General features: G+C 44.8%; 23 protein-coding genes and 1 pseudogene. All 24 read left to right on the top strand.

The genetic code is table 11. The annotated features are described in order from the left end of the window. Positions 1-152: 152 nt before the first annotated feature. The 24 genes and pseudogenes from rpsJ (at position 153) to BLV33_RS15875 (ending at position 11,856) form a co-directional block, all read left to right on the top strand. Entirely contained in the window at positions 153-461 is a 309-nt protein-coding gene (gene rpsJ / locus BLV33_RS15990; protein WP_090793751.1) for a 30S ribosomal protein S10, read from the top strand. Positions 462-502: 41 nt separating this feature from the next. After that, on the top strand, positions 503-1,126 hold the full coding sequence (rplC, locus tag BLV33_RS15985) for a 50S ribosomal protein L3 (RefSeq protein WP_090793747.1): 624 nt from the start codon (positions 503-505) through the stop codon (positions 1,124-1,126). 16 nt (positions 1,127-1,142) lie between these two features. After that, positions 1,143-1,769: a 50S ribosomal protein L4 gene (rplD, locus tag BLV33_RS15980; protein WP_090793742.1), complete on the top strand. Its 627-nt coding sequence runs from the start codon at positions 1,143-1,145 to the stop codon at positions 1,767-1,769. Then, a complete protein-coding gene (rplW, locus tag BLV33_RS15975) occupies positions 1,766-2,056 on the top strand; it encodes a 50S ribosomal protein L23 (RefSeq protein WP_090793738.1) in 291 nt (96 codons plus the stop codon). Before rplD ends, rplW begins: the two co-directional genes overlap by 4 nt. 31 nt (positions 2,057-2,087) lie before the next feature. After that, positions 2,088-2,918 (top strand): 50S ribosomal protein L2, encoded by an 831-nt coding sequence (rplB, locus tag BLV33_RS15970; RefSeq protein ID WP_090793734.1) that lies wholly within the window; start codon positions 2,088-2,090, stop codon positions 2,916-2,918. Between the two features lie 48 nt (positions 2,919-2,966). After that, a complete protein-coding gene (rpsS, locus tag BLV33_RS15965) occupies positions 2,967-3,245 on the top strand; it encodes a 30S ribosomal protein S19 (RefSeq protein WP_090793729.1) in 279 nt (92 codons plus the stop codon). Positions 3,246-3,275: 30 nt separating this feature from the next. Continuing rightward, a complete protein-coding gene (gene rplV / locus BLV33_RS15960) occupies positions 3,276-3,608 on the top strand; it encodes a 50S ribosomal protein L22 (RefSeq protein WP_090793725.1) in 333 nt (110 codons plus the stop codon). Positions 3,609-3,621: 13 nt separating this feature from the next. Beyond that, on the top strand, positions 3,622-4,284 hold the full coding sequence (gene rpsC / locus BLV33_RS15955) for a 30S ribosomal protein S3 (protein WP_090793720.1): 663 nt from the start codon (positions 3,622-3,624) through the stop codon (positions 4,282-4,284). Positions 4,285-4,286: 2 nt separating this feature from the next. Next, entirely contained in the window at positions 4,287-4,721 is a 435-nt protein-coding gene (gene rplP / locus BLV33_RS15950) for a 50S ribosomal protein L16 (protein WP_090793716.1), read from the top strand. Continuing rightward, a complete protein-coding gene (gene rpmC / locus BLV33_RS15945) occupies positions 4,711-4,908 on the top strand; it encodes a 50S ribosomal protein L29 (RefSeq protein ID WP_090793713.1) in 198 nt (65 codons plus the stop codon). Before rplP ends, rpmC begins: the two co-directional genes overlap by 11 nt. A 26-nt stretch (positions 4,909-4,934) precedes the next feature. Next, on the top strand, positions 4,935-5,198 hold the full coding sequence (gene rpsQ / locus BLV33_RS15940) for a 30S ribosomal protein S17 (protein WP_090793707.1): 264 nt from the start codon (positions 4,935-4,937) through the stop codon (positions 5,196-5,198). 36 nt (positions 5,199-5,234) lie between these two features. Next, positions 5,235-5,603 carry a 50S ribosomal protein L14 gene (rplN, locus tag BLV33_RS15935; protein WP_090793704.1) on the top strand — a complete coding sequence of 123 codons (369 nt, stop codon included), beginning with the start codon at positions 5,235-5,237 and terminating at the stop codon, positions 5,601-5,603. A 50-nt stretch (positions 5,604-5,653) separates the two neighbouring features. Next, positions 5,654-6,007 (top strand): 50S ribosomal protein L24, encoded by a 354-nt coding sequence (rplX, locus tag BLV33_RS15930; protein WP_090793699.1) that lies wholly within the window; start codon positions 5,654-5,656, stop codon positions 6,005-6,007. Positions 6,008-6,039: 32 nt separating this feature from the next. Then, the gene (gene rplE / locus BLV33_RS15925) at positions 6,040-6,582 is read left to right on the top strand and encodes a 50S ribosomal protein L5 (protein ID WP_090793695.1); all 543 of its coding nucleotides are present in this window, start codon (positions 6,040-6,042) and stop codon (positions 6,580-6,582) included. 34 nt (positions 6,583-6,616) lie between these two features. Then, entirely contained in the window at positions 6,617-6,802 is a 186-nt protein-coding gene (locus BLV33_RS15920) for a type Z 30S ribosomal protein S14 (RefSeq protein ID WP_029196455.1), read from the top strand. Positions 6,803-6,834: 32 nt separating this feature from the next. Further along, positions 6,835-7,233 (top strand): 30S ribosomal protein S8, encoded by a 399-nt coding sequence (gene rpsH / locus BLV33_RS15915; protein ID WP_090793690.1) that lies wholly within the window; start codon positions 6,835-6,837, stop codon positions 7,231-7,233. Positions 7,234-7,262: 29 nt separating this feature from the next. Beyond that, a complete protein-coding gene (rplF, locus tag BLV33_RS15910) occupies positions 7,263-7,805 on the top strand; it encodes a 50S ribosomal protein L6 (protein WP_090793686.1) in 543 nt (180 codons plus the stop codon). A 63-nt stretch (positions 7,806-7,868) separates the two neighbouring features. After that, on the top strand, positions 7,869-8,237 hold the full coding sequence (gene rplR / locus BLV33_RS15905; protein WP_090793682.1) for a 50S ribosomal protein L18: 369 nt from the start codon (positions 7,869-7,871) through the stop codon (positions 8,235-8,237). 28 nt (positions 8,238-8,265) lie between these two features. Continuing rightward, the gene (gene rpsE / locus BLV33_RS15900; RefSeq protein WP_090793678.1) at positions 8,266-8,763 is read left to right on the top strand and encodes a 30S ribosomal protein S5; all 498 of its coding nucleotides are present in this window, start codon (positions 8,266-8,268) and stop codon (positions 8,761-8,763) included. Positions 8,764-8,774: 11 nt separating this feature from the next. Beyond that, positions 8,775-8,963, top strand: coding sequence for a 50S ribosomal protein L30 (gene rpmD / locus BLV33_RS15895; protein WP_090793674.1), 189 nt, complete (start codon positions 8,775-8,777; stop codon positions 8,961-8,963). 36 nt (positions 8,964-8,999) lie between these two features. Beyond that, on the top strand, positions 9,000-9,440 hold the full coding sequence (rplO, locus tag BLV33_RS15890; RefSeq protein WP_090793671.1) for a 50S ribosomal protein L15: 441 nt from the start codon (positions 9,000-9,002) through the stop codon (positions 9,438-9,440). Further along, a complete protein-coding gene (gene secY / locus BLV33_RS15885) occupies positions 9,440-10,741 on the top strand; it encodes a preprotein translocase subunit SecY (RefSeq protein WP_090793667.1) in 1,302 nt (433 codons plus the stop codon). The genes rplO and secY overlap by 1 nt, the downstream gene beginning before the upstream one ends. Positions 10,742-10,825: 84 nt before the next feature. After that, positions 10,826-11,479 (top strand): adenylate kinase, encoded by a 654-nt coding sequence (locus BLV33_RS15880; protein ID WP_090793664.1) that lies wholly within the window; start codon positions 10,826-10,828, stop codon positions 11,477-11,479. Beyond that, positions 11,476-11,856 (top strand): annotated as a pseudogene (locus BLV33_RS15875) (M24 family metallopeptidase). Before BLV33_RS15880 ends, BLV33_RS15875 begins: the two are co-directional and overlap by 4 nt. Positions 11,857-11,859 lie beyond the last annotated feature (3 nt).

The raw sequence follows: 11,859 nt of genomic DNA, 5'->3' as shown, positions 1-11,859 counted from the left end.
GATTTTTTATATAATAGTGAACGTTGGTCTGTGACGTTGCGATGATGCGGGAGGTTGCTGACACACCCGGGCCCTTTGCCATGGGTAGGGTGTCAGAGAATTTCCGCGGAGTATGTCCGATACTAAATTGGGCGATAGAAGGAGGGACTTATATGGCAAATCAAAAGATTCGTATTCGTTTAAAAGCGTATGATCACAGAATTATTGATCAATCCGCGGAGAAAATCGTGGAAACCGCTAAAAGATCCGGTGCAGGTGTATCCGGACCGATTCCGCTTCCAACTGAGAAGCAAATCATTACTATACTTCGTGCAGTTCACAAGTACAAGGATTCCAGAGAACAATTCGAAATGCGTACGCATAAGCGTTTGATCGATATTGTGAATCCTACACCACAAACTGTAGATGCTCTAATGCGACTGGATTTGCCGTCTGGTGTAGACATCGAAATCAAACTGTAAGCCATATATAGTACAAATGTAAAAGAAACGAGGTGTCAACGATGAAAGGTATCTTAGGAAAAAAACTTGGGATGACTCAAGTATTTACTCCAGAAGGTTTGGTAGTGCCAGTTACGGTAATTCAAGCTGGTCCATGCGTAGTTCTGCAAAAGAAAGATGCAGAGAACGACGGTTATGAATCTATCCAAATCGGTTTTGATGACAGAAAGCAACAAAGAACGATTAAACCACAGTTGGGCCATGCGAAAAAAGCGGGAACAACACCTAAGCGCTACGTGAAAGAAATTCGTGGCATTCAGTTGGCTGATTATGAGGTTGGCCAAGAGCTGAAAGCAGATCTGTTCGCAGAGGGCGAATTCGTTGACGTAACAGGGACTTCCAAAGGTAAAGGGTTCCAAGGTAATATCAAAAGACATAATCAATCCACAGGTCCGATGGCTCACGGCTCTCGTTATCATCGTGGACCAGGTTCCATGGGTTCCATTCAAGCGAACCGCGTTCCCAAAGGTAAGAAATTACCAGGACACATGGGTCATGAAACGGTTACTCTACAAAATCTGCGTATCGTGAAAGTGGATACTGAACGCAATATACTTTTAGTGAGCGGATCTATTCCAGGACCTAAGAACAGCTATGTTAGCGTGAAATCTGCGATTAAAAAGTAAGAAAGGAGGAAGACTGATGCCAAAAGTAGCTTTATATAATGTAACAGGTGCTCAGGTAGGAGAAGTAGAATTGTCTGATGCTGTATTCGGAATCGAACCTCACGTGCATGCGATTCATGAAGCGGTGCTCTTGCAGCAAGCATCCCTGCGCCAAGGCACACACAAAACCAAAGGCCGTTCTGAAGTGCGCGGCGGTGGACGTAAGCCTTGGAAACAAAAAGGAACAGGACGTGCCCGTCAAGGTAGTATCCGTTCCCCGCAATGGAAAGGCGGCGGTACCGTTTTCGGACCGACACCTCGCAGCTATGGTTACAAACTGCCAAGAAAAGTTCGTCGTTTAGCGATCAGATCCGCGCTGTCTTCAAAAGTGATTGAGAATGAAGTTATCGTTCTGGATCAACTTACATTGAACGCACCTAAGACGAAAGAGTTCGCTGCTATACTTAGCAACCTCAAAGTCGCAAGCAAAGCGCTTGTAGTTGGATTGACTCTAGATGAGAACGTAGCTTTATCCGCACGTAACATCCCAGGTGTGAAATTTGTTGCTGCTGATGGAATCAGCGTTCTAGATGTAATGCTTCATGATAAATTGATCATTACTAAGGATGCTGTACAGAAGGTAGAGGAGGTGCTTGCGCAATGAAAAATCCACGCGACATTATCAAGCGCCCGATCATTACAGAACGCACAAGCGATTTAATGGCTAACAAGAAATATGTGTTTGAAGTAGATCTTCGCGCCAATAAAACCGAAATCAAGCAAGCGGTTGAAGCTATTTTCAAAGTAAAAGTTACGAATGTAAATACACTTAGAATGCCAGCTAAGCCAAAGCGCCAAGGTCGTCACTCCGGCTATACGTCCGAATGGAAAAAAGCAATTGTGTCCCTTAGCCCGGAAAGCAAAGAACTGGAATTTTTTGAATCGGTATAAACTCAATTTGTAAAGTAAGGAGGGAACCCAAGTGCCAATTAAAAAATATAAACCAACGTCACCGGCCAGACGGGCGATGTCGGTTTCTACTTTTGAAGAAATCACTACATCCACACCGGAGAAATCGCTGCTTGCTCCTTTGAGCAAAACGGCTGGACGTAACAATCAAGGTAAAATTACGATTCGTCATCACGGTGGCGGACACAAACGTAAATACCGGATTATGGACTTCAAACGGAATAAAGATGGAATACAAGGCAACGTTGCTACAATTGAATATGATCCTAACCGCTCTGCTAACATTGCTTTGATTCATTATTTAGATGGTGAGAAAAGATACATCTTGGCTCCAAAAGGCTTGAAAGTTGGAGATCAAATCGTATCCGGACCAACCTCTGACATTAAAGTGGGCAACTCGCTTCCTTTGGAAAATATTCCAGTAGGTACAGTGATCCACAACATTGAGTTGAAGCCTGGAAAAGGTGGACAACTTGTTCGCGCAGCCGGTACTGAAGCTCAACTTCTTGGTAAAGAGGAACTGTATGTGACCGTTCGCCTTTCATCCGGTGAAGTTCGCAAAATCCTTAAAGTTTGCCGTGCTACAATTGGTTCCGTTGGTAACGAAGATCACGAGCTCGTGAAAATCGGTAAAGCCGGTCGTAATCGTTGGAAGGGCAATAGACCGCAAGTCCGCGGTGTCGTTATGAACCCGAACGATCACCCGCACGGTGGTGGTGAAGGACGCGCTCCAATCGGCCGTAAGTCTCCTATGTCTCCATGGGGCAAGCCTACACTCGGTTACAAAACCCGTAAAAAAGGCAAAGCATCCGATAAGTACATCGTGCGCCGTCGTACGAAGTAATCAAGGATCTACCAATATTCGTGAGGTTCTGGGAAGGGAGGTTCATCAATGGGACGCAGCTTAAAGAAAGGCCCGTTTATTGATGGCTATTTGCTGAAAAAAGTAGAAGACATGGGCAATGCAACTAAAAAAGCGGTTATTAAAACTTGGTCGCGCCGCTCTACAATTTTCCCGCAATTCGTTGGTCATACTTTTGCGGTTTATGATGGCAAGAAACACGTGCCTGTGTATGTAACAGAGGACATGGTCGGACACAAGTTAGGTGAGTTCGCACCTACTCGTAATTACAAAGGTCACGATGATGATAAGAAGACAGGGAAACGCTAATCGCATTTTTGGCTGAAAGGAGGTACCACCATGCAAGCGAAAGCAAATTTAAACTTTGTGCGTATTGCTCCTCGTAAAGTTCAATTAGTCATTGACTTGATACGGGGAAAAGCGGTCGGCGATGCGATTGCAATTTTGCGTCACACACCTAAGGCAGCTTCTCCAATCGTGGAGAAATTACTGAATTCCGCCGTTGCCAATGCAGAACATAACTATTCGTTAGATCCAAATAAATTGGTCATTTCTCAAGTGTATGTGAATCAAGGTCCAACCATGAAGAGGTTCCAACAACGCGCTATGGGTCGTGCCAGTGCAATTAAGAAACGTACCAGCCACATTACAGTAGTGGTATCTGAAAAATAAGGAGGGATAACGTGTGGGTCAAAAAGTAAATCCGGTAGGTATGAGGATAGGAGTTATTCGCGACTGGGAATCCAAATGGTTTGCGGGTAAAGATTTCGGTACCCTGCTAATGGAAGACGTAAAAATTCGCGAATACTTGAAGAAAAAACTTAAAGATTCTGCTGTTTCCCATATCGAGATCGAACGCGCGGCTAATCGTGTTAACGTTACGATTCACACAGCTAAGCCTGGGATGGTCATTGGTAAGGGTGGAGCTGAAGTCGAAGTCATTCGTACTTACATTGCCAGCCTTTCTAATAAAAAGGTTCATATCAACATTGCCGAAATTAAAAATCCTGAGATTGATGCGATTCTCGTTGCAGAAGCCATCGCTCAGCAATTAGAGCGCCGCGTATCATTCCGTCGGGCTATGAAACAAGCGATGCAAAGAACGATGAGATCCGGAGCTAAAGGTATTAAAGTGGCTACAAGCGGACGATTAGGCGGAGCAGAAATTGCTCGTACGGAAGGATATAGCGAAGGAACCGTTCCACTTCATACGCTTCGTGCGGATATCGATTATGGAACTGCAGAAGCAGCCACCACATATGGTCGTATCGGTGTGAAAGTATGGATTTACCGTGGAGAAGTTCTTCCGACAGCTAAGAAAAAGGCTCAGCCGGAAGGAGGAAATTAATCATGTTAGTCCCAAAACGCGTAAAACACCGTAAGGAACACCGCGGCAGCATGAAAGGCAATGCTAAAGGCGGAACTGAGATTGCATTCGGTGAGTTTGGTCTGCAAGCGATGGAGCCTGCTTGGGTAACCAACCGTCAGATCGAAGCAGCACGTATTGCCATGACTCGTTATATCAAACGTGGCGGTAAAGTATGGATTAAAATCTTCCCATCCAAGCCAGTTACACAAAAACCGCTTGAAGTTCGTATGGGTAGCGGTAAAGGTAACGTTGAAAAATGGGTGTGCGTAGTAAAACCCGGTAAAATTCTTTTTGAACTTGCTGGTGTAACCGAAGAGACCGCTCGTGAAGCGATGCGTCTTGCTGCTCACAAGCTTCCGATTAAAACGAAGTTTGTGAAGAGAGATGAAGTAGGTGGTGAAGCAAATGAAGGCTAGTGAATTCCGCAACTTAACCACTGCAGAGATCGAGCAAAAAGTATCCGGATTTAAAGAAGAGCTCTTTAACCTCCGTTTTCAACTAGCTACAGGTCAATTGGATAACCCGACTCAAATTAGTCATGTACGTAAAGAGATCGCGCGTGCCAAAACTATTTTGCGTGAAAGAGAACTGGGTATTGGATAACCAAACTAGAAGGGAGGGCTTAAGCAATGGCTGAACGCAATGAGCGTAAAGTGCAAGTAGGTAAAGTGGTCAGCGACAAAATGGAAAAAACCATCGTTGTTGCCGTTGAAACTTACAAAAAACATGATCTCTATCACAAGAGAATCAAATACACAAAGAAATTCAAAGCTCATGATGAAAAGAATGAAGCAAAAATCGGTGATGTTGTTAAAATCATGGAAACCAGACCCTTGTCGAAAGACAAAAGTTGGAGACTGGTTGAGATCGTAGAAGTTGCCGTAATCATCTAAGCATTTCAGGAATGAACCACGAAAGGAGGAAATACGATGATTCAACCATTTTCCCGTTTGAAGGTTGCTGACAACTCCGGTGCCAAACAGCTTATGTGCATTCGTGTACTTGGCGGTACAGGACGCCGCGTAGGTCATATCGGTGATTTAATCATCTGTTCGGTTAAAGAAGCAACACCAGGTGGCGTTGTCAAAAAAGGTGACGTTGTTAAAGCGGTTATCGTACGGACCAAGAGCGGCGCTCGTCGTAAAGATGGATCTTATATCGCTTTTGACGAGAATGCAGCTGTTATCGTGAAAGATGATAAGAGCCCGCGCGGAACTCGTATTTTCGGACCGGTAGCTCGTGAACTTCGTGATAAAGACTTCATGAAGATCGTCTCCCTGGCTCCAGAGGTTATCTAACCCAAGATTAAGATTAAGCAATAAGCTTTTACCAGGAGGTGTAAACGATCATGCCAAGATTGAAAAAGAGACTGGAATCTCATAACAATAAATTGCACGTGAAAAAAGACGATACCGTTTTTGTGATCACAGGTAAAGACAAAGGTAAAAAAGGCCGCGTCATCGCAGCTTATCCTCGTGAAAACCGTGTTCTTGTGGAAGGCGTTAATATGGTGAAGAAGCATGCTAAGCCTACTCAACAAAATCCTCAAGGCGGGATTTTGAATCAGGAAGCGGCGATTCACGTTTCCAACGTGATGCTGATTGATCCAAAAAGCGGAAAGCCTACTCGTGTAGGCTACAAAGTATTAGACAATGGTGATAAAATTCGCATCGCGATTAAATCCGGTGAAGCAATCGATTAAAGCCAAATGCTCGGAAAGGAGGCCCCTTAAACATGGCAGCAAGAATGAAAGATCGTTTTCTGAATGAAGTTACCCCATCATTAATTCAAAAGTTTAACTACACATCAGTTATGCAAGTACCCAAGATAGAGAAAATCGTCATCAACATGGGTGTTGGTGAGGCTGTTTCTAACTCCAAAGTGCTGGATACTGCGGTAGAGGATCTTCAAAAAATCGCAGGCCAAAAGCCTGTTGTAACCAAATCCAAAAAATCCATCGCGGGCTTCAAGCTTCGTGAAAACATGCCGATTGGTGTGAAAGTAACACTCCGCGGTGAGCGCATGTATCATTTCTTGGATAAATTGTTCAACGTAGCGCTTCCGCGTGTACGTGACTTCCGTGGTATTTCCAATAAAGCCTTTGATGGCCGTGGCAACTATACACTTGGTCTGAAAGAGCAATTGATCTTCCCGGAAATTGAGTACGATAAAGTCGATAAAGTTCGCGGCATGGATATTGTTATCGTAACTACTGCAAAGTCGGATGAAGAAGCTCGTGAATTGTTGACTCAACTCGGTGCTCCGTTTATAAAATAGTTTCCAATCGAACCTTTCAGGAGGTGTCAAACTAGTGGCAAAAACTTCGATGAAAGTTAAGCAACAACGCACTCCGAAGTTTAAAGTACAAGCATATACACGTTGCGAGCGCTGCGGCCGTCCGCATTCCGTGCTTCGCAAGTTCAAGATTTGCAGAATTTGTTTCCGTGAATTAGCTCACAAAGGTCAGATTCCAGGTGTGAAAAAAGCAAGCTGGTAATCACCCTATTTTCGGGAAGGAGGTTTACACATATGGTCATGTCAGATCCAATTGCAGATATGTTAACACGCATCCGTAATGCGAATATCGTTCGTCATGAAACAGTTGAAATTCCTGCATCCAAGATGAAAAGGGAAATCGCTGAAATCCTCAAAAAAGAGGGATTTATCCGTGACGCTGAATACGTAGAAGATAGCAAGCAAGGAATTATCCGTTTGTTCCTGAAATACGGATCAAACAATGAGCGTGTCATTTCTGGATTGAAGAGAATCAGCAAACCGGGTCTGCGCGTTTATACGAAATCCCAAGAAGTACCCCGTGTACTTGGAGGATTGGGAATTGCCATCATCTCCACGTCAAAGGGAGTTATGACGGATAAAGATGCTCGTCAATCCAAAGCTGGCGGAGAGGTTATCTGCTACGTTTGGTAAAACCAATGTAATTGAATGGAGGTGCAAAGATGTCTCGTATTGGTCGTAAGCCGATTACCATCCCAAGTGGTGTCAATGTTTCATTGGAAAACACTCAAATCACGGTAAAGGGTCCGAAAGGAACTTTATCCCGTGAACTTCATAAAGACATGAAAATCAACGTTGCCGAGAATGAAATTAACGTTGAGCGCCCTTCCGATAACAAGCTTCACCGTTCCTTGCACGGCACTACGCGCAGTGTAGTTGCCAACATGGTCAATGGGGTAACGGAAGGATTCACCAAGTCTCTGGATCTTGTAGGCGTTGGGTACCGTGCCAACAAGAGTGGAGATAAGCTTGTACTTAACGTAGGTTACTCCCATCCGGTTGAAATCAATCCGGAAAGCGGAATCGAATTTGATGTTCCCACTAATACGAAAATTATCGTTAAAGGGATCGACAAAGAATTGGTCGGCGCCGTTGCTGCCAAAGTCCGTTCCGTACGTGAACCCGAGCCGTATAAAGGTAAAGGGATTAAGTATGAAGGCGAGCGTATTCTTCGTAAAGAAGGTAAAGCAGGTAAGAAGAAATAAGAGTGAATCATCATTTATAGAAGCATTGGCTTCGTAATATGGATGAAAGGAGTGTATGTTCCCATGATTAATAAAGGCGATAAAAACAAAGCCCGCTTGAAAAGACATCTTCGTGTTCGCAAAAAAATCGAAGGTACAACAGCCCGTCCAAGACTTAACATCTTCCGTTCCTCGAAGCATATGTATGCGCAGATTATCGATGATGTCAGCGGAGTCACTTTAGTGGCTGCTTCCACCCAGGATAAAGAGCTGAAAAGCGAAGTATCCAACGGAGGCAACGTGGAAAGTGCTCGTAAAGTCGGAGAATTGATTGCAAAGCGCGCAAAAGCAAAAGGTGTGGAAGCTGTCGTATTTGATCGCGGCGGATACTTATATCATGGTCGTGTTCAAGCCTTGGCTGATGCGGCTCGTGAAGCAGGCTTACAATTCTAGGAGAAAAATATATAAGGAGGTAAACGACTTGCGTGTAGATCCTAATACTTTAGAGCTTACTGAAAAAGTTGTAAATATCAATCGCGTAGCTAAAGTAGTTAAAGGCGGACGTCGTTTCAGCTTCAGCGCACTTGTTGTCGTCGGCGACGGCAATGGCTGGGTTGGTGCAGGAATCGGTAAAGCAGGCGAAGTTCCCGATGCGATTCGCAAAGGCATTGAAGATGCAAAAAAGAATTTAATTCACATACCCATCGTAGGAACTTCGATTCCTCACTTGGTTACAGGGCGTTTTGGCGCCGGGCGTGTATTGTTGAAGCCTGCATCCCAAGGTACGGGTGTTATTGCTGGTGGTCCGGTCCGTGCGGTTCTTGAGCTTGCTGGAATCGGCGACATTTTGACTAAATCTTTGGGCTCTTCCAACTCCATGAACATGGTGAACGCAACTCTTGAAGGCTTAAGCCGTCTAAAGAGAGCGGAAGAGGTTGCAAAGCTTCGCGGTAAAACCGTTGAAGAATTATTAGGTTAGGAGGGGTAACCATGGCAAAACAATTACAAATTACCCTGAAACGCAGTCTGATCGGCCGCCCGGAGACACAACGTGTCACTGTGAAGACATTAGGTCTGCGCAAGCTGCACCAAACCGTTCTTCAAAAGGACAATGCCGCGATCAGAGGCATGGTTAATCAGGTAAGTCACCTTGTTGAAGTTGTAGAAATCGAAGCATAGAAGCTTTACATTAAGATCTAGAGGAGGTGTGCAACGATGAAGTTACATGAGCTTAGCTCGGCAACCGGTTCCCGCCACAGTCGTAAGCGCGTTGGACGCGGTGTAGGTAGCGGAATGGGTAAAACATCCACTCGCGGGCACAAAGGTCAAAATGCACGTTCCGGCGGCGGTACTCGTCCAGGATTCGAAGGCGGACAAAACCCTTTATACCGTCGTTTACCTAAGCGTGGATTCAATAATCCTTTCCGTAAAGAGTTCGCTATTGTCAACTTGGAGGACCTGAGTACTTTTGCAGACGGTACTGAAGTGACTCCAGAAGTATTGTTGGAGTCCGGTATTGTAAAAGCTCCTAAAGATGGCATCAAAATCTTAGGGAACGGTGAACTCACTGTGAAATTAACCGTTAAAGCGAATAAATTCTCTCAATCTGCGGTAGAGAAAATCCAAGCTGCCGGTGGTCAAACCGAGGTGATTTAATGTTTAAGACCCTAGCCAACATCTTTAAGGTAGAGGATTTGCGCAGAAGAATCGTATTTACTCTTCTCGTCTTAATCGTCTATAGAATAGGTGCTTTTATCCCGGTACCTAACATCAATACGGATGTTTTGAAAATGCAAGACCAGGCAAACCAAAGCGATGTTTTTGGATTGCTAAACACTTTCTCGGGTGGGGCGCTTTTCAAATTCTCCATTTTTGCAATGGGAATTATGCCTTACATTACCTCATCGATTATCGTTCAGCTATTGTCCATGGATGTGATTCCGCGTTTTGCGCAATGGGCTAAGGAAGGCGATGTGGGCAGAAAGAAGCTGGCTCAAATTACTCGTTACGGCACTATCATTTTAGGATTGATTCAAGCTTTCGGCTTGGCGATCGGCTTTAACAATGTATATGCGGGGCTTGTTATTCAGCCAAGCATTACAACCTTCGCTTTGATTGCTATTGTGCTGACAGCAGGAACTGCGTTTCTGATGTGGTTAGGTGAGCAGATCACCGAGTATGGGATAGGGAACGGGATTTCCATTATCATCTTTGCAGGTATCGTTGCAGCTATTCCAACGGGTGCCCAACAGATCTACAAAACACTGTTTGCTGACGCTAGCGGCGCTTTATTCTTAAGTATCATAAAAGTGATTCTCATCCTGCTCGTGATCATCTTGATCATTGCCGGGGTTATCTTTGTACAGCAAGGTGTTCGTAAAATACCTGTGCAGTACGCCAAGCGTGTAGTTGGGCGCAAGATGTATGGTGGCCAAACGACACACATTCCGCTAAAAGTAAATGCAGCGGGTGTTATTCCAGTAATTTTCGCTTTATCCTTACTGGTGTTTCCACCAACAATTGCAAGCTATTGGCGCGGAAATGTCGTGGCAGATTGGATTATCACCAATTTGAACTATACCAGCGCACTGGGCATGGTGCTTTATGTGCTTTTAATTATTGGGTTCACTTATTTCTACACGTTCGTTCAAATCAATCCGGTGCAAATGGCGGATCAGATGAAGAAGAACGGCGGCTACATCCCGGGAATTCGTCCTGGTAAAACAACATCCGTGTACTTGACTCGTGTCATGACAAGAATCACATTATCCGGTGCTTTATTCTTGGCAGCTATCTCGATTTTACCGATGGTACTCGGTCAATTAGCTGGTTTGCCTAACTCTGTTCGGATTGGTGGAACTTCACTCTTGATCGTAGTCGGTGTAGGGCTTGAAACCATGAAACAGATTGAAAGCCAATTGATTAAACGCCATTACAAAGGGTTTATCAATAAATAGCAGATAGGTTCTGATGGGGCAAGTGTTGCGGCATCGGCACCTATTGTGCTATTCGTACGATAACTGCAAAGGGAGGGAGTCAAGATGAACGTTATTTTTATGGGTCCTCCTGGTGCAGGCAAAGGTACACAGGCGGAGAAAATCGTCAGTGAATTTCAAATCCCTCATATTTCAACCGGAGATGCATTTCGTTTGGCGATGAGTCAAGGAACACCTCTCGGCCTTGAAGCAAAAGGGTATGTGGATAAAGGTCTGCTTGTCCCGGATGAAATCACAAATGGCATTGTCAGAGAGCGGCTTGCTCAGTCGGATTGTGAAAAAGGGTTCTTGCTTGACGGTTTCCCGAGGACAATTGCACAAGCGGATGCGCTTGATGAGATTGTCCGATCCCTGAATAAAAAGATTGAGCTTGTCATAAATCTTACCGTTGACCGCAGCTTTCTGCTGGCCAGACTAACCGGGCGTAGAATTTGCAAATCTTGCGGCGCTACTTATCACGTGATCTTCAATCCACCCAAGCAGGAAGGGATTTGCGATAAATGCTCCGGTGAATTGTATCAAAGAAGCGATGATACGGAAGAAAAAGTCGGCACGCGATTAGACGAGTATACGACCAAGACAGCTCCGCTTCTGGATTACTACAAGAAGAAGGAAATCCTGCGTGAGGTTAACGGAGAACAAGATATTCATGCGGTAACTCAGCAAATCAGCACACTGCTCAGAGGTTTGGCGGAATGATCATTTGCAAGTCCAAGGTTGAACTGAACCTTATGCGTGAAGCAGGCCGTATCGTAGCTGAAACTCACCGTTTACTGGCGGAAGCGATTCGTCCTAATGTTCCAACGAAGGATCTTGATCAAATCGCAGAAGATTACATTCGCAGTCAGGGAACCAATCCATCTCATAAAAGGCTACAACGGTTTTCCAGGCAGCATTTGCGCTTCAGTCAACGAACAATTAGTACACGGTCTACCTGGACCCAAGCGATCCAAACCTGTATTGAAGAATCCGGATTTTCTGTAAAGACGATGGAAGATGATTGGACTGTAGTCGCTGTGGATGGTACAATATGCGCTCATTTTGAACATACGGTTGCGATTACGGCGGATGGATAAGGA

Source organism: Paenibacillus sp. GP183 (assembly GCF_900104695.1).
Lineage (GTDB): Bacteria > Bacillota > Bacilli > Paenibacillales > NBRC-103111 > Paenibacillus_AI.
This window is presented reverse-complemented; position numbering and strand designations above follow the sequence as displayed.